Source organism: Tistrella mobilis (assembly GCF_041468085.1).
Taxonomy (GTDB): domain Bacteria; phylum Pseudomonadota; class Alphaproteobacteria; order Tistrellales; family Tistrellaceae; genus Tistrella; species Tistrella mobilis_A.
Window position 1 is genome coordinate 290,740 of sequence record NZ_CP121015.1, and the last position, 14,957, is coordinate 305,696.

General features: G+C 68.4%; 15 protein-coding genes. 7 read left to right on the forward strand and 8 right to left on the reverse strand.

Annotated features, from left to right (window positions below):
• Positions 1-4: 4 nt before the first annotated feature.
• The 3 genes from P7L68_RS04105 to P7L68_RS04115 form a co-directional block, all read right to left on the reverse strand.
• Positions 5-1,855, reverse strand: coding sequence for a carbamoyltransferase (locus tag P7L68_RS04105; protein ID WP_371999255.1), 1,851 nt, complete (start codon positions 1,853-1,855; stop codon positions 5-7).
• 10 nt (positions 1,856-1,865) lie between these two features.
• Positions 1,866-2,267 (reverse strand): SxtJ family membrane protein, encoded by a 402-nt coding sequence (locus P7L68_RS04110; RefSeq protein ID WP_371999256.1) that lies wholly within the window; start codon positions 2,265-2,267, stop codon positions 1,866-1,868.
• 104 nt (positions 2,268-2,371) lie between these two features.
• Positions 2,372-3,403, reverse strand: coding sequence for a hypothetical protein (locus P7L68_RS04115; protein ID WP_371999257.1), 1,032 nt, complete (start codon positions 3,401-3,403; stop codon positions 2,372-2,374).
• A 108-nt stretch (positions 3,404-3,511) separates the two neighbouring features.
• Between P7L68_RS04115 and P7L68_RS04120 the strand changes: the two genes are divergently transcribed.
• The 4 genes from P7L68_RS04120 to P7L68_RS04135 all read left to right on the forward strand — a co-directional run bounded on the left by P7L68_RS04120 (position 3,512) and on the right by P7L68_RS04135 (position 5,260).
• Positions 3,512-3,703 carry a DUF3008 family protein gene (locus tag P7L68_RS04120; RefSeq protein ID WP_371999258.1) on the forward strand — a complete coding sequence of 64 codons (192 nt, stop codon included), beginning with the start codon at positions 3,512-3,514 and terminating at the stop codon, positions 3,701-3,703.
• 21 nt (positions 3,704-3,724) lie between these two features.
• The gene (locus tag P7L68_RS04125; RefSeq protein WP_371999259.1) at positions 3,725-3,994 is read left to right on the forward strand and encodes a hypothetical protein; all 270 of its coding nucleotides are present in this window, start codon (positions 3,725-3,727) and stop codon (positions 3,992-3,994) included.
• A 7-nt stretch (positions 3,995-4,001) separates the two neighbouring features.
• Entirely contained in the window at positions 4,002-4,514 is a 513-nt protein-coding gene (locus tag P7L68_RS04130; protein ID WP_371999260.1) for a CinA family protein, read from the forward strand.
• Between the two features lie 134 nt (positions 4,515-4,648).
• Positions 4,649-5,260 carry a gamma carbonic anhydrase family protein gene (locus P7L68_RS04135; protein ID WP_371999261.1) on the forward strand — a complete coding sequence of 204 codons (612 nt, stop codon included), beginning with the start codon at positions 4,649-4,651 and terminating at the stop codon, positions 5,258-5,260.
• Positions 5,261-5,277: 17 nt separating this feature from the next.
• On the opposite strand, the gene P7L68_RS04140 is transcribed toward P7L68_RS04135, so the two are convergent.
• Positions 5,278-6,639, reverse strand: a complete 1,362-nt coding sequence (locus P7L68_RS04140) for an integrase-like protein (RefSeq protein ID WP_371999262.1) — start codon at positions 6,637-6,639, stop codon at positions 5,278-5,280.
• A gap of 221 nt (positions 6,640-6,860) precedes the next feature.
• On the opposite strand from P7L68_RS04140, the gene P7L68_RS04145 reads away from it, so the two are divergent.
• Entirely contained in the window at positions 6,861-9,104 is a 2,244-nt protein-coding gene (locus P7L68_RS04145) for an ATP-binding protein (RefSeq protein ID WP_371999263.1), read from the forward strand.
• A gap of 42 nt (positions 9,105-9,146) precedes the next feature.
• Entirely contained in the window at positions 9,147-9,860 is a 714-nt protein-coding gene (locus tag P7L68_RS04150) for a LuxR C-terminal-related transcriptional regulator (protein ID WP_371999265.1), read from the forward strand.
• Between the two features lie 21 nt (positions 9,861-9,881).
• Here the strand turns inward: P7L68_RS04150 and P7L68_RS04155 are convergent, their stop codons facing one another.
• The 4 genes from P7L68_RS04155 to P7L68_RS04170 form a co-directional block, all read right to left on the reverse strand.
• The gene (locus P7L68_RS04155; protein ID WP_371999267.1) at positions 9,882-10,844 is read right to left on the reverse strand and encodes a hypothetical protein; all 963 of its coding nucleotides are present in this window, start codon (positions 10,842-10,844) and stop codon (positions 9,882-9,884) included.
• A gap of 15 nt (positions 10,845-10,859) precedes the next feature.
• A complete protein-coding gene (locus P7L68_RS04160; RefSeq protein ID WP_371999269.1) occupies positions 10,860-12,152 on the reverse strand; it encodes a TRAP transporter large permease in 1,293 nt (430 codons plus the stop codon).
• Positions 12,149-12,679 carry a TRAP transporter small permease subunit gene (locus tag P7L68_RS04165; protein ID WP_371999271.1) on the reverse strand — a complete coding sequence of 177 codons (531 nt, stop codon included), beginning with the start codon at positions 12,677-12,679 and terminating at the stop codon, positions 12,149-12,151. Before P7L68_RS04165 ends, P7L68_RS04160 begins: the two co-directional genes overlap by 4 nt.
• Positions 12,680-12,839: 160 nt before the next feature.
• Positions 12,840-13,847, reverse strand: coding sequence for a TRAP transporter substrate-binding protein (locus P7L68_RS04170; protein WP_371999273.1), 1,008 nt, complete (start codon positions 13,845-13,847; stop codon positions 12,840-12,842).
• Positions 13,848-14,110: 263 nt separating this feature from the next.
• Here P7L68_RS04170 and P7L68_RS04175 point away from each other — a divergent pair, with 263 nt between their 5' ends.
• Positions 14,111-14,893 (forward strand): enoyl-CoA hydratase-related protein, encoded by a 783-nt coding sequence (locus P7L68_RS04175; RefSeq protein ID WP_371999274.1) that lies wholly within the window; start codon positions 14,111-14,113, stop codon positions 14,891-14,893.
• The last annotated feature ends 64 nt before the right edge of the window (positions 14,894-14,957 follow it).

The window sequence follows — 14,957 nt, forward strand, 5'->3', positions numbered from 1 at the left end:
GCGATCAGTCCGGCGCAAAATGGCGGGGCACGATGCGGGCCGGATCCTGATCGGCCTTAGCCAGCAGGCAGTTGCCGATGGCGAGCAGGTCGAGGCCGCAATCCATGAAGCAGGCGAAGGCGTCGTCCGGCGTGCAGACGACCGGCTCGCCGCGGACATTGAAGCTGGTGTTGACCAGCATCGGGCAGCCGGTGCGATCGGCAAAGGCGCTGATCAGGGCATGGAAGCGAGGGTTCAGATCGCGGTGCACCGTCTGAAGCCGGGCGGAGCCGTCCAGATGGACGACCGCGGGGATTTCGGCCGAGGGGCCGGGCAGGGGGCGGAGGATGGTGTCCGGCTCCGACCCTGTTGCGGGATCGGGCAGATCGACCCGGCGCGGCCGGCCGGCGGCGATCTCTGCGGTGAACAGCATATAGGGTGAGCGGCCGGCGCCGGGGAACCAGTCCTCCGCGGCTTCGGCGAGCACGGCGGGGGCAAAGGGCCGGAAACTCTCGCGGTTCTTGATCTGGAGGTTGAGCCGGCGCTGCATGTCCGGATCGCGCGGATCGGCCAGGATCGAGCGGTTGCCGAGCGCCCGCGGCCCGTATTCCATCCGGCCCTGAAACCAGCCGACGGCGGCACCCCGGCTCAGGGCATCGGCAGCCTCGCCGGTCAGGGCATCGTCATCGACCACCCGGAAGCGGGCGCCAAGCGTCGTCAGCCGGGCCTCGATCTCCGCCTGGGTGAAGGCGGGGCCGAGCAGCGCACCCGCCATGGCGTCGCGGCCATCCGCGACCCCGGCATGGCGCGGGCCGCCCTCCTGCTGATGCCAGACTGCAAGCGCGGCACCCAGCGCCCCGCCGGCATCGCCTGCGGCCGGCTGGACCCAGATGTTCCGGAAGGCGCCGTCATCGCGCAGCCGGCGATTGGCGACGCAGTTGAGCGCCACGCCGCCGGCCAGACAGAGATTGGCGATGCCGGTCTCCGCCGCCAGATGCCGGGTGATCGCCAGCACCGCGCGTTCCAGCACGGCCTGAACCGAGGCGGCCAGATCGGCATGGAAGCGGGTGAGCGGCGCTTCGGGTGCGCGCGGCGGCTGGCCGAACAGCTCGTGAAAGCGCCGGCTGGTCATGGTCAGCCCGGTCGCGAAATCGAAGTAGTCGAGGTTCAGGTGATAGGACCCGTCGGGCTTAAGGTCGATGAGGTTCCGGAGCATGGTTTCCGCATGCACCGGCTGGCCGTAAGGGGCAAGGCCCATCAGCTTGTATTCGCCGGAATTGACCCGAAAACCGGCATATTGGGTGACCGCGGAATAAAGCAGGCCCAGCGAATGCGGAAAATCGATCTCACGCAGTGGCGTGAGGCCGGTGCCGCGCCCGATCATTGCCGAGGTGGTGGTCCATTCGCCGACCCCGTCCATGGTCAGCACCACCGCCTCGTCGAAGGGCGAAGGGTAGAAGGCCGAGGCGGCATGGCTGAGATGGTGGCGGGAGAACAGCAGGCGACTGGTGCCGCCGAAACCCGGATCGACCGCATCGAGCGCGCGGCCGATCTCTGCTTTCTGAAACAGCTTCTCCCGCAGCCAGATGGGGATGGCGGTCCGGAAGGAACGGAAGCCGCGGGGCGCCATCGCCAGATAGGTCTCAAGCAGGCGCTCGAATTTCAGGAAAGGCTTGTCGTAGAAGACCACGGCGTCGATGCCGGCGCCGGTGGTGCCGGCCGCATCCAGACAATAGCGCACGGCACGGGTCGGGAAGGCATCGTCATGGCGGATGCGGCTGAAGCGTTCCTCCTGCGCGGCGGCGACGATGCGTCCGTCCTCGATCAGGGCCGCGGCGGCATCGTGATAGAAGGCGGAAAGGCCGAGAATGTGCATGATGGTCCGTTCAGAACTGGTCGCGGAAACGGCCGGCGCCAGCTCGTTCGCCGGTGCGCCAGTAGCTGCCGGTTTCGGGGCGCCGGCGCAGGCCGAGCGGGTCGCGGCCGAACATCCGCCGCAGCAGCCAACCCCCCGGCGTGATTACACCGAAGAAGATGATGCCGAGCATGACCGGGCTGGTGATCCTGTGCAGGCGGGCACCGAAGGCCAGCCAGAGCCGGCCGGCAGGTGCCAGATGGCGCGGTACGATCATGGCCGCCAGGATGAGGGTGGCCGCCGCGGCAAGCCACCACCAGCGTGGCAGGTCGCCCGCGGTCAGCGGCCAGAGGGCGATCGCCCCGAAGACGGCGGCGAAGGCCAGGCCGAAACCGCGGCCGGTGGCCGTATCGGACGTGTTGTGTCTGGCCATTGTCCGGCGATCATCCCTTCATACCCGCACTTTCATGTCCGACAGGGGTCAGTCTGCCCGTAAGGGTCCGTCAGATCCAGTTGAAGAACCGGGTCTGCATCCGATCACCTCACCCTCTGATTCCGAGGCAGTTGCCGGTTCAGTACCTCGGCGATCATCGGCGCCAGAGCTTCGTTACCGGCATCGGTGAGGTGGCCGTGGAGATCGATGAACATGCCGCGCCGACCGGTACCGAAATACCCGGTCAGATCGACGATACCGTCCACCTCGCTGATCCGTGCCCGCAGGCTGGTGAACAGAGGATCCAGAACCCGACGGTAGTCTCGGAACTGCGGCAGATTTTCGAAAGTGCCGTCATCGGCGCCGGCTATATAGGGTGCGGGGAGCATCACCAGTCTGACGGGCAGGTTCCGGCGTTTCGCAGCGTCGAGCACTTCGTCCATATCGGCCATCAGCCGGTCGAGTACGGCCGCCTGTCCCTGGGGCGTGATGCAGGCGCTGTCGGAGCCCGGCGGATTGCCATTGGTCTGGTCTCCAGTCAGCCGGACGGCGATTTCGCCCAGAACCGGCCGCGGTCTGGGCGAGGGCGGTGTCGGCGGCAGGCAGTACCAGATGAGGTCGAGCATACCGTTGACGATCAGGACCTGATCGATCCGGTCTCCCGCGGCGATGCGCTGTTCCAGAACCATGGTGTTGCCGGCCAGGCGCTGGCCGGGGCTTGCGAAATTGCGCACCACCGTACCGGGCATCCGCCGCTCGAGCGCTGCCGCCAGGCTGGCGTCGTCGCCGTTGAGCGAGCCGAAAGCCTGAGAGGCGCCGAGCAGCAGGACATGGCGGGTGGCTTTGTCCGGCGCCGTGACATGGGTATGGAGCCTCTCCCCGTCTTCACCGATGGTCAGGCCCGGTACCGCGCCCGGTTGGTAGATGTTGCCGGTTCCCGGCACATAGCGCTGTGTCAGCGCACCCAGACGGGCCAGTGCCTCTTCTCTGATGTCGGCATATGGGTCGGCATCGCGCGCGACTTCGGCCATCCGGTTCCGCAGCCCATAGGCCAGGCCCAGCCCGATATCGAGCACGCCGTCGACCAGGGCTATGAGCAGAAACAGCCCGAAGATCAGGGAGACGAGTTTTTTCATGCGGGCTCGATCCGGTACGGGACGGGGGCTGGCCGCCATGAATACAGGGAGCAAATCCCGCCGTCGATGGTTAAGGGGGCACAGTCTTCGACGAGAGGAGCGCAGCCCATGCCCGCCAAATCCAAAGCCCAGCAGAAAGCCGCCGGTGCGGCGCTGTCCGCCAAACGCGGCGAGACGAAGATGAGCGATCTTCAGGGCGCGTCGAAATCGATGGTGAAGTCGATGAGCGAGGAGGAGCTGCACGACATGGCCGCCACCTCGCGCAAGGGCAAACCAGAGCACGCGTCGAAATCCGACTGACGAGCGAAGGACGACATCACCATGGCCAATGCGAGCAAAAAACACATCGGTATCGGATCCCAGGGCAAGGGCAGCGGCGCGGGCGGCATGACCGATCTGCCCCGGGAGGTGGAGATGGGTGACAACCAGGTGCTGTCGAACCGCGACAAGGCCCAGGGGGCGAAGACCCGCGGCTTCGACGGTAAGGCCACCCAGACCGACCAGTATCAGGATCATGAGGCCAACCGCCGGACGCGGGATGCAGGCGAGACCGGCAGCGGCCCGGGTCGCCCGCGGAGCGGCGTGAGGTGATGGTGCCATGACCGACACGCTGTCCCCCGCTTTGCCGGCCGGGCTGGACCGGCGGGTTCACGAGGTGATGGGCCGGATCTGCGCCCGTGGATACCGGCTCGCCACTGCAGAGAGTTGCACTGGAGGGTTGATCGCATCGGTGTTGACCGATGTTCCCGGTTGCGCGCACGTGTTCGAACGCGGTTTCGTGGTCTACAGCCCCGAGGCCAAGCGCGAGATCCTGGGCATATCGCAGCTGCTGCTCGACGACCCCGGCCCGGTGTCGGAACCGGTGGCCCGGGCGATGGCCGAGGGGGCGCTGGCACGGTCGATCGCCGATATGGCGATCGCCGTCACCGGCTTCGCCGGCCCGGGCGGGCCGGGGGATGAACCCGGCCTGGTCCATGTCGCGGTTGCCGGGCGCCGCCGGCCCACCCTGCACCGGATGGCCCGTTTCACGGACGGGAGCCGCGGCGCCGTGCGCTTGGGTGCGTTGGCTGTCGTGCTCGACCTGATGGCGGAGCAGCTCGAAGCTTCCTGATCGGCCGTCGCCGACTGATCCACCCGGCACCGGCGCGGCGACGTCGCCTCCCGGCTTGCAGATCATCGTCGGCACCGGCAGAGTGGCCGGCGGGGACGGAGACGGTGGCAAAGCCGAACAGGAAGGTGGACGGAATGATCAGTGGTGCGGATATCGCCGCCGGCAGGGCGGGCGGGCTCAGGATCGGGCCGGAGGTGATCGTGGATCCTTCGGCCAGGATCGATCCCTCGGCGGCGATCTTCGGCAAGGTGACCTTGAAAGCCGGCGTGTCGGTCTGGATGAATGCCGTGTTCCGGGCCGAGATGTTCGAGGTGGTGATCGGCGAGAACACCAATATTCAGGACTTCGTGATGGTCCATGTCGGCAACAATGCCGGCACCCATGTCGGCCGGAACTGCTCCATCACCCATCATGTCACCATCCATGGCTGCACGATCGGCGACAATGTGCTGGTCGGCATCGGCGCCACCATCATGGATGACTGCGTCATCGGCGAGAATTCGATCATCGCGCCGCAGAGCTGCCTGAAGGAAGGCACGGTGATCCCGCCTGATTCGATCGTGGTCGGCACGCCGGGCAAGGTGGTGCGGACCCGCAACAACGCCGCGGCCAACCGGCTGAACGCCTTCCTCTACCGCCGCAATGCTGAGGCCTATGCCGAAGGCGACGACCGTTTGTGGTCGCGCGACAGCTTCCATGCCGAGATGGAGGCCGAAATCGCGCGCATCGCCCGCGATCTCGGCTGACCGGCTGTCGCCGCCGGTCAGATATCCGACGGCTTGGACCGCCGCGGTGCGGGGGCGGGCGGATCGGCCAGCAGCCGGGCGCCACGGCCGCGGGCGGCGGCACTTTCATCGTAATAGCGGGCGGCAACCGCGATCGACCGGTGCAGCGACTGGGCCATGGCCTGCTGGATCGGCACGTCGCGGTTGGCCGCTTCGGTCATGAAGCCGGATCTCAGGCCATGGGCGCTGATCTGGCGCGGATCCAGCCCGGCCTGTGCCGCACGGGTCTTCACGATCCGCGCCACGGCCTGGCCGCTCAACCCGTCCAGGCCGCGCCGGCCGAAGCCGCGGCCGTCGGGGGTGATCCGCGGATTGCCGTGGCGATCGATCGGCACGAAAACCGCGCCCGAGCGGATGCCCGAGGCCTGAAGCCAGGCATCCAGCAGCTCCACCGGCCGGCCGATCAGCCAGACCCGGGCGCCATCCACCGCCCGGGTGGTTTTGGTGCGGGGCAGGGCGATGGTCATCGCCGGCAGCCAGCCTGCCGCCGTGCCCTCGGGCGTCAGCGCGCCATCCGGGGCGATCTCGGCCGGCTGCGGCCGTTCCCGGCGCAGATGTTCCATCCGGATCATCCCGGCCTCGCTGCGCCGCCGCCCGCCCGAGGCCCACATCACCGCCAGCAGGGCTGCATCGCGCGCCGCGCGCAGCGGCTCGCGGTCGATATCGATCTCGCAGGCCTGAAGCAGGGCCTCCAGCGTGTCGGCCAGCACCGGCGACTGTGCCTTGCGGCCGGGCATGTAGGTGGAGGCACGCATCAGCTTGCGCCGCACCTCTCGCACACCCGGATCTTCGGTCGGCGGCTTGAGCCCGCGCATGCGGTGCAGCGAGGCCCAGCTGGCCAGCCGGCGGGCGACGGTCGCGGGGGCGGCCGGCCCCGCCTCGCGCTTCAGCCCGGCGGCCACAAGCTTCTCTTCCACCGCCCGCGGCATGCCATGGTCGGGATTGCGGGCGCGTTCCTCCGCGTCATACAGGTGATGGACCATGAAGCGCACCACGGCCGATGGGGGCGCCGGCCAGGGCAGGTGCTGGCCGCCATTGGCCGCCGCCCACCAGCCGGCCAGATAGCGGGCATCCTTGATCAGCGCCAGGCGGCTGTTGGCGGCGATGCCCGCCCCCAGCAGCACATGCAGGGTCTCGCGCTCGGCCTCGTCCAGATCGCCCAGCCCGCCGGTTTCCACCGCACCCGGCAGGCCGGCCTCGACATGGTCCTGGGTTGCGACCAGCCGGGCGGCGGGCCGGATCGGCTCGTCGGTCAGCACGACCTTACGGCGGCCGCGTCGTGGCGCCGCTCCGGCCTCTGCGCCCGCACCACCCTTGCTCCGCCCGGCCCCTGCCGCCATGCCTGCCGCCTCCATCCTTATCCGCCCGCGGATCCGCCGGGCCCGTTCCGGCTTCAGGCTAGGCGTTCCGCGGCGCCCGGTCAAATCCGCGCGCCCGTGTGTGAGCGGGACAGATGGAGTGTCACGAATTGCATGGGGTTACGAAAATTGCGATGGGACGATGTAAAGATCATGTTAGTTTCCAGCCGTAGCCCGGAACATAACGGATCGGCGCACCCCCCGTGTCCAGATGGTCCCCCAGCCTCGTTATCCTTTGCGCGTTCTTCGCCGGGCTGGTCCTGGCAGGGGCGTCGGCCTTCCTTGCCGTAAACCAGCCCTGGGTCGGTCTGCGGCTGATCGATGACAGCCACGCAACCCAGGCGCGGGAGCCGGGCGTGCGCATCGATGCCGTCGCCCGCGACGGCCCCGCCGCAGCCGCCGGCGTGACGGCGGGCATGCGTCTGGTCGCGATCGAGGCGGGTGGTCGGCGCGAGGAGGTTCTGCCCGGCGATCTGATCGAAGAAAGCGACATGCTGCCGGGTTTCCCGGCGATCATCGCCTTCCAGGATCGCCAGACCCGGCTTGCCGCCATCCTGGCCGCCGACTGGGTGGAACTGCATCTGGTGGGTCCTGAGGGAGAGCCGCTCCGGCTGTGGATTTCGCCCGCCGATGCCCGACCGATCCTGGATCTGCCCCTGCTGTTCTGGGTGCAGATCATGACCGGCGTCGGCGCCATGCTGATCGGCGGCTGGGTTCTGGGGCTGCGCCGCGACGGCTCGGGGCCGCTCATGTTCTTCCTGAGCGCGCCCACGCTCGGGGTCTCGGCCTTTGCCTCGGCGGTCTACGGCACCCGGGAACTGGCGATCGACGGCACGCTGTTCCGCGTACTTTCCGCCATCAACCATTTCGGGGCGATCGGCTTCGGCGCGGCGATGATCGCGCTGTTCCTGGTCTATCCCAAGCGTCTGGTCACGAACGGCGTGCCGGTGGCGGTTGGCCTTGCCGTGACGGTGCTCTGGGTGCTCGACACCCTGCGCCTGACCCCGGGGCCCGGCTATGGCGGCTATTACGCCACCCTGATCGAGATGATCCTGATCGTCACCCTGATCGGGGTGCAGTGGCGGAAGAACCGCCACGATCCGACCGCGCGGGCGGCGCTGCGCTGGCTGGGCCTGTCGATCGTGCTGGGGGCCGGCGCCTTCACCATGGCGATGATGGTGCCGTTGACGCTGGGCACAGAGCCGCTGCTGTCCCAGGGCATGGCCTTCGGCTTCTTCCTGCTGATCTATATCGGCCTCGCCCTGGGCGTGCGCCGCTATCGGCTGTTCGAGCTGGATGAATGGGCCTTCAAGGTCATGTTCTACACCCTCGGCGCCATGCTGCTGCTGGCCATGGACGGGGTGCTGATCTGGCTGATCGGGCTTGACCAGGCGCCGTCGCTGGGGCTGTCGCTGATCGTGGTCGGCTTCGGCTATCTGCCGCTGCGCGAGATATTGTGGCGGCGCATGGTGCTGCGCCGTCCGATCGCCGATCACGAGCTGTTCCGGCAGGTGATCGAGGTCGCCTTCACCGCGCGCCCGGCCGAGCGCGCCGAACGCTGGCGTCAGCTGATCCGCACCGTTTTCGATCCGCTGTCGCTGGAACCGGCCCGGGGCGAGGTACCGGCCGCCCGCGCCGACGAGGACGGCGTGCTGCTGCTGCTGCCGCCCGCCGCCGACGCACCGGCGCTGGAGGTGCGCTATCCCTGGCGCGGCCGCGGCCTGTTCGGGCCCGCGCATCTTCAGCTGGCGCGCGAGATGACCCAGCTGATGCGCCATGCCGACGAAGGCCGCGCCGCCTATGAACGCGGCGCCACCGAGGAACGCCGCCGGATCGCCCGCGACCTGCATGACGATGTCGGCGCCCGGCTGCTCACCGGGCTGCACAAGACCGATCTGGGCGAGACCCGCAGCCTGATCCGCAGCGCGCTTGCCGATATCCGCACCATCGCCGCCGGCCTCGCCCGCGGTTCCATGCCGCTTGGCCGGGTGATCGCGGATCTGCGTCACGAAACCTCGGGCCGGCTGGAGGCGGCGGGCCTGGCGCTCGACTGGCCGCTGGACGATGGCGCCCATGACGAGCTGCCGCTCGACTACGCGGTCTACCGCAACCTGTTCGGGGCATTGCGCGAGATCATCAGCAATGTCATTCGTCATGCAGCGGCCACCACCGTCCGGATCGACCTCCGCGTCGAGGATGGCTGCCTGTATCTCTCGGTCGCCGATGACGGGATCGGTCTGATCGCAGCCGCGGCCGCGGATGCCGATCGTGACGCAGGGGCGGATGGGCAGCGGTCCTCCGGCGGTCTCGGCCTGGGCAATCTGGCGCGGCGGGTGGGGGATCTGGGCGGCCGGATCGCCTTCCCCGAACAGCCGAGGGGCACGCGGGTGGATCTTGAACTGCCGCTGGACGCTGTGGCGAGGCCCGGTCCGGCGCCGGCGGGCTGAAGGGGTTGGCCGATGGGCGAATCAGAGGTTGAGGGACAGCGAATGACCGTTACCGGTACCGAGACACGCACCGGTCTTGTGATCGAAGACCTCGCCCCCACCCGTGCCTGGCTGGTCGAGATGCTGACCTTCACCTTTCCCGGCATCCGGGTGGTCACGGCGGACAGCCTGGCATCGGCACGCACGGCCATGGCCTCGTGCTTCGGGCCGCTGGATGCGGCACGCAGCCAGCCGCATCTGGCGCTGGTCGATCTGGGCCTGCCCGACGGATCGGGCATCGAGCTGATCCGCGAACTGGCCTGCGCCCGGCCGGATGTCATGCCCATCGTCACCACCATCTACGATGATGACGGCCATCTGTTCGATGCCATCACCGCCGGTGCCCAGGGCTATCTGCTGAAGGATCAGGATGCCGGGCTGCTGGCGCAGTATCTGCGCCGGATCGAGCGCGGCGACCCGCCGCTGTCGCCCTCGATCGCGCGGCGGATCCTGGCCCGGCTGCGCAGCCCCGCCGCGCCCATACCACCCGCCCCCGGCGCCACGCTTTCCCCCGCCGATCCCGATGTCACCCTGACCCCGCGGGAGATCGAGGTGCTGTCGCTGTTGGGCCGCGGCCTGCGCAATGCCGAGGTCGCCCGGCTGCTGTCGTTGAGCGAGCACACCATCGCCGGCTATGTGAAGGCGATCTACGCCAAGCTCAGCATCTGTTCGCGGGCGGAAGCCGCGCTGGAGGCGGCGAAGCGGGGGCTGGTCTGACCGCCCGGCCCCCGAACGCAGTCAGCCCCCGGCCCGCATCCGCGCCCGCCGGTAGAGCGGCGCCACGATCAGCGGCGACAGATAGAGCGGCAGCTGGCCTGCCGCCATGATCAGCTCCAGCGGCCGGTCGCCCTGGCCGGAAATCGCCGCCAGCAGCAGGATCATGTTGCGGTTGCCCGAGACCAGCGCCGCCGACAGCCGCGCCTGCACCGGGACCGGCCCAAGGATCGCAAAGCCGAAGAGCGCGAAGCCGATGGCCTGTAGTGCCAGGTTGAGCGCCAGCGTGGACAGAATGGCGAGCGTCATGAAGCCGGGGGCCGCGACCAGCGCCGGCCCCACCCCGTGCATCACCGCCAGCCCCACTGCCGCCACCATCAGGGTGATGGCGGTGTCGATGGCGGGGGCCGCCCCCCTGATGCGCGGCCGGCCGATCAGCGCGGTGATCAGGAAGGCGCCGCCGAAACTCGCCCCGATCATCACCGCCAGACGCAGCGCCGTCACCATCGGGTCGATGGCGGCCCCGCCGCCCAGCAGCAGGGCCACCGCCGGCAGGATCACCGGCGCCAGAATATTGGTCGGCAGGCCGACCAGGGTGAGCAGGGCGACATCGGTGCCGAGCAGCACGCCATAGGCCGCCGCCGACATCATGCCCGGGGTGGCCGCGATCAGGGTCATGGCGCGCAGGAACACGTCGTCGGCCGGCAGCACCAGCCGCCCCAGGCACCAGACCAGCACCGGGCAGGCAAGCAGGATCCAGAAGATCACCACGATGCCGAGCCCCGGCCGGCGCAACACGGCGATGAAGGCGGCAGGCTCTACCCGCAGCAGCGCCAGGAACATGGTCAGGCACGACAGCGGCAGCAGCGCCGGATTGGCCGCAGCGGCCAGATCCGGCGCCAGAATGCCGAGCCCGGCCCCCGCCGCCATCAGCCAGGCGCCGTGGCGGCGGATAAGAGGGCCGATACCGGGGACGGGAAAGATCATCTGCCGCCGCAGCCTTCAGGACAGCGATCCGGGCAACGCCGTCACCACTTCAGGCACCAGCACCATCAGCACCACGAAGGCGACCATGATCAGGCAGAAGGGCAGGGCGGCGCGGGCGAGTTTCAGGATGGGCGTGCCGGTCAGGCCCTGGATCACGAACAGGTTGAAGCCGACCGGCGGGGTGATCTGGGCCATTTCCACGGTCACGATCAGGAAGACGCCGAACCAGATCGGGTCGAAACCGGCGGCCGTGACCAGCGGCAGGGTGACCGGCAGGGTCATCACGATCGCCGACAGCCCGTCCAGAATGCAGCCCAGCATCAGGTAGAAGACCAGCAGCACCGCGATCAGCATATAGGGATGCAGGCCCAGCGCCTCGATCTGGCCGGCGATTTCGACCGGCAGGCCCAGCCGGGCCATGGCCTTCGACAGGAACAGCGCGCCCGAGATGATCAGCCCGATCATCGAACAGGTGCGGACCGTGCCGAGCAGGGCGTCGAACAGCTTGCGCCAGGTGAGCGTGCGCTGGCCCAGCGCCACCAGCAGGGCGCCCAGAACGCCCATCGCCGCCGCCTCGGTGACGCTGGCGAAGCCCAGATACATCGAGCCGATGACGAACAGGATCAGGAACAGCACCGGGACCAGCGACAGCAGGGCGGCAAATTTCTGCCCCCAGCCGAGCCGCGGCTCCACCTCGGGCAGCATCGACGGGTCGAGCGAAGTTCGTACGCCCAGATAACCCATATAGAGCAGGGCCAGGATCAGCCCCGGCACGATGCCGGCCATGAAGAGTTCGAGGATCGAGACATTGGCGAGCACGCCATAGACGATCATCGGGATCGAGGGCGGGATCAGGAAGCCGAGCGTGCCGGCACCTGCAAGCGATCCCATGGCGAGGTTGCGGTCATAGCCGCGGGCCAGGAGTTCCTTGAGCGTGATCCGCCCGACGGTTGCCGTGGTGGCGGCGGACGAGCCCGAGACGGCCGCGAACAGGGTGCAGCCCAGCACGTTGACATGCAGCAGCCGGCCGGGCAGGCGCCGCGTCCAGGGGGAAAGCCCCGAGAACAGGTTCTCGGACAGGCGGGTGTGGAACAGCAGTTCACCCATCAGGATGAACAGCGGCAGGGTCACCAGTTCCGCCGAGGTCGCGGTCGACCAGAGATCGCCGGCCAGGAAGCGGTCGACCCGCATGTTGCGGAAGACTTCCAGGCTGACCAGGCCGATGGAGGTGAGGGTGATGCCGACCCAGACGCCGGCGGAGAGCAGCCCCACCAGCATGCCGAAGACCAGAAGTAGGGGCAGGCTCATTCGATCCCTCCGGCATGTTTGCCGGCATCTTCCACCGGATCGTTGACCAGCGCCCGGAGCACACGGGCGAGGAAGGCGAGGGCGAGCAGCACGAAGCCCGCGGCAAGCAGGCCCTGCGGAATGATCAGCGGCGTCGCCAGCGGATAGAAGGACCGCGAGCCGATCTCGGCCGTGCGGATCGCCTGCGATACCATGGCGACGGCGATGAAGCCGGTGACGCCCAGGCCGAAGACGCTGGCCCCCAGATCCATCAGCCGGCGTGCGGCCGGCGGCAGGGCCAGGGTCACGGCCGCGACCCGGATATGGCCGCCGGTGCGCAGCGTCCAGCCGGTGCCGCAGAACAGCACGAAGGCCAGAAGATAGGTGCTGAACTCGATCGCCCAGGGCTGCGACCAGGCGAAGGCCGAGGTGGTGATCACCTCGACGATCAGCAGCAGGGCGAGCAGGGCGGCAGCCAGGGCTGCCACGACCGCACCGATGACGTTCAGGCGGTCGATGAAGCGGGTGAGCAGGCGCAGGGCCGTCATGACGCCCCAATCCAATTTGGGTGGTGACCTGAAGGGGTGGGGGCGGGAGGTGTGGAGGTCCGTCCGCCGGCGCCCGGCCTGAAGGCCGGGGCCGCCGAGGGGGAGGCAGAGGCGATCCTGGCCCAAGGGGGAGACAGGACCCGGGCGCCGGCGGTCCGGATCAGTGGCCGACGGCCTTATGATAGGCGTCGAGCAGGGGGGCGGCGGCCGGGTTCGCCTTCACGAACTCGCCTTCCATCGAGGCGGTCGCCTCGCGCATCGCGGTCTTGAGCGCATCCGAGGCGGGCTCGACCGTCATGCCGTTGGCGCGCAGCTCATCCATGCGCTTGGCGTGTTCGGCCTTGCTGATTTCCCAGAACTGCGGCTCCAGCTTATGGGCGGTGGCTTCGATCATCTTCTGCTGCCTGGGATCGAGCCGGTTCCACTCGTCCAGGTTCACCACCATCAGGTTCGAGGCCCACATATGGTTGGTGTTGTAGGCGTGCTTCAGGAACTCCCAGTACTTCTGCGCCACGGCCGTGGTGCCCGAGGTCATGACCGCGTCGAGCTTGCCCGAGGCCAGCGCTGGCACGATGTCCGGGTTGTTCATCTGCAGGGCCACCATGCCCAGGCGGGTGACCATATCGGCCGTGACCCGGTCATAGGTGCGCATGCGCACGCCCTTCAGGTCGTCCAGGGTCGCGACCGGCGTCTTGGTGAAGAAGTTCTGGCTGGGCCAGGGCACCACGTACAGCACCTTCTGGCCGCGCTTTTCAAGCTCAGCTTCCCAGACCGGGCGCACGACCTTCATCAGTGCGGCCAGATCGCCGTAATCCGAGATCAGAAAGGGGATGCTCTCCACGCCGAGCAGCGGGATTTCGCCGACATTCTGGAAGGCGGCGTATTCCGCCATCGGCACCGCGCCGTCTTCCACCGCGCGCAGCGACTCGTTCGCCTTGATGCCCAGCGCGCCGCCGGTGTGGATGGTCATCTGGACCGCGCCGCCGGTGACCGCCTTCACCTCCTCGGCGAATTTCTGCGCATTGGTGGAATGGAATTCGGTCGGGCCCCAGGGCAGCGACACGTCCCACTTGACATCGGCCGCCTGTACGGCCTGGGGCTGGAAAAGGGTGAAGGCCGCAGCCGCGGCGATCGCCGCGAAACCGCGGCGCAGCGTCGGATGATGCATGATGGTCGGGCTCCCTGAAGCCTGGGTCTCTGCCGTCCGTGCCCGTGAGGGCGTCCCCGATAGGGCGCGCCCCGCCGGCCGGACCGACAGGTCCGGCGCGGCGGCTCCCGACACGCCGTCGCAGGTTGTTATGGCCTTGAGCAAAGCACGGCCGGGCCGGGCTGACAAGAAATATGTACGGACAAATTTCAAAATGTCTGGACAAATATCAGGGCGATCGCGCTAAGCTGCGGCCACCGCAGCTACGACACGGGAGAGGCCGAATGGAGCAGGAGATCTATCTGGAGCGGCAGGGGCCGATCGCGCGCATCGTGCTGAACCGGCCCGCGAAACGCAACGCCATGACCGCGGCCATGTGGCAGGCGATCCCGGCGCTCTGTGCAGATATCGCGGCCGATCCCGAGGCCCTGGTCGTGGTGCTGACCGGTGCCGGCGGCAAGGCGTTCAGTGCCGGTGCCGACATCGCCGAATTCCCGCTGGTCTATGAAACGCCCGAGAGCACCCGCGCCTATAACGAGGCGGTGGAGGCGGCACAGGAGGCGATCGTGGCGCTGGACCGCCCCACCATTGCCGAACTCCGCGGGGCCTGTGTGGGCGGCGGCTGCGGCCTGGCGCTGGCCTGCGATTTTCGCTTCGCCGCGGAAGACGCCCGTTTCGCCATTCCGCCGGCGACGCTGGGGCTGGCCTACAGCTTCGATGCCACGCGCCGCCTGGTGGGCAAGGTCGGCCCGTCGCGCGCCAAGGACATGCTGTTCTCGGGCCGCCTGGTGCCGGCCGATGAAGCGCTGCGCATCGGTCTGGTGGATCGCGTAGTTTCGGCCGACGTGCTCGACGAGACGGTCGCCGCCTATGCCGAACGCCTGGCCTCGGTCTCGCAATACACCATCCGCACCATGATGCGCATGGTCGATGCCATCACGCTGGGCGCCGACGCCCCCACCCCCGACCTCACCGCCGCCTGGGCCGCCTCGTTCACCGGCGAGGATTTCGCCGAAGGCTACCGGGCCTTCATGGAAAAGCGGTCCCCCGTCTTCCGCTGGCGGTGAGAAAAATCACCCACAGGTGACAAAATTCCTGGAAATCAGCAACCTGGACTCGATAGACCTGCCA

Excerpts from the sequence above, each read along its gene's own strand:
- P7L68_RS04175 (WP_371999274.1), top strand. The coding sequence starts at position 14,111 with ATGGAGCAGGAGATCTATCTGGAGCGGCAGGGGCCGATCGCGCGCATC.
- P7L68_RS04160 (WP_371999269.1), bottom strand. The coding sequence starts at position 12,152 with ATGAGCCTGCCCCTACTTCTGGTCTTCGGCATGCTGGTGGGGCTGCTC.
- P7L68_RS04115 (WP_371999257.1), bottom strand. The coding sequence starts at position 3,403 with ATGAAAAAACTCGTCTCCCTGATCTTCGGGCTGTTTCTGCTCATAGCC.
- P7L68_RS04155 (WP_371999267.1), bottom strand. The coding sequence starts at position 10,844 with ATGATCTTTCCCGTCCCCGGTATCGGCCCTCTTATCCGCCGCCACGGC.
- P7L68_RS04125 (WP_371999259.1), top strand. The coding sequence starts at position 3,725 with ATGGCCAATGCGAGCAAAAAACACATCGGTATCGGATCCCAGGGCAAG.
- P7L68_RS04170 (WP_371999273.1), bottom strand. The coding sequence starts at position 13,847 with ATGCATCATCCGACGCTGCGCCGCGGTTTCGCGGCGATCGCCGCGGCT.
- P7L68_RS04165 (WP_371999271.1), bottom strand. The coding sequence starts at position 12,679 with ATGACGGCCCTGCGCCTGCTCACCCGCTTCATCGACCGCCTGAACGTC.
- P7L68_RS04105 (WP_371999255.1), bottom strand. The coding sequence starts at position 1,855 with ATGCACATTCTCGGCCTTTCCGCCTTCTATCACGATGCCGCCGCGGCC.
- P7L68_RS04130 (WP_371999260.1), top strand. The coding sequence starts at position 4,002 with ATGACCGACACGCTGTCCCCCGCTTTGCCGGCCGGGCTGGACCGGCGG.
- P7L68_RS04140 (WP_371999262.1), bottom strand. The coding sequence starts at position 6,639 with ATGGCGGCAGGGGCCGGGCGGAGCAAGGGTGGTGCGGGCGCAGAGGCC.
- P7L68_RS04150 (WP_371999265.1), top strand. The coding sequence starts at position 9,147 with ATGACCGTTACCGGTACCGAGACACGCACCGGTCTTGTGATCGAAGAC.
- P7L68_RS04110 (WP_371999256.1), bottom strand. The coding sequence starts at position 2,267 with ATGGCCAGACACAACACGTCCGATACGGCCACCGGCCGCGGTTTCGGC.
- P7L68_RS04120 (WP_371999258.1), top strand. The coding sequence starts at position 3,512 with ATGCCCGCCAAATCCAAAGCCCAGCAGAAAGCCGCCGGTGCGGCGCTG.
- P7L68_RS04135 (WP_371999261.1), top strand. The coding sequence starts at position 4,649 with ATGATCAGTGGTGCGGATATCGCCGCCGGCAGGGCGGGCGGGCTCAGG.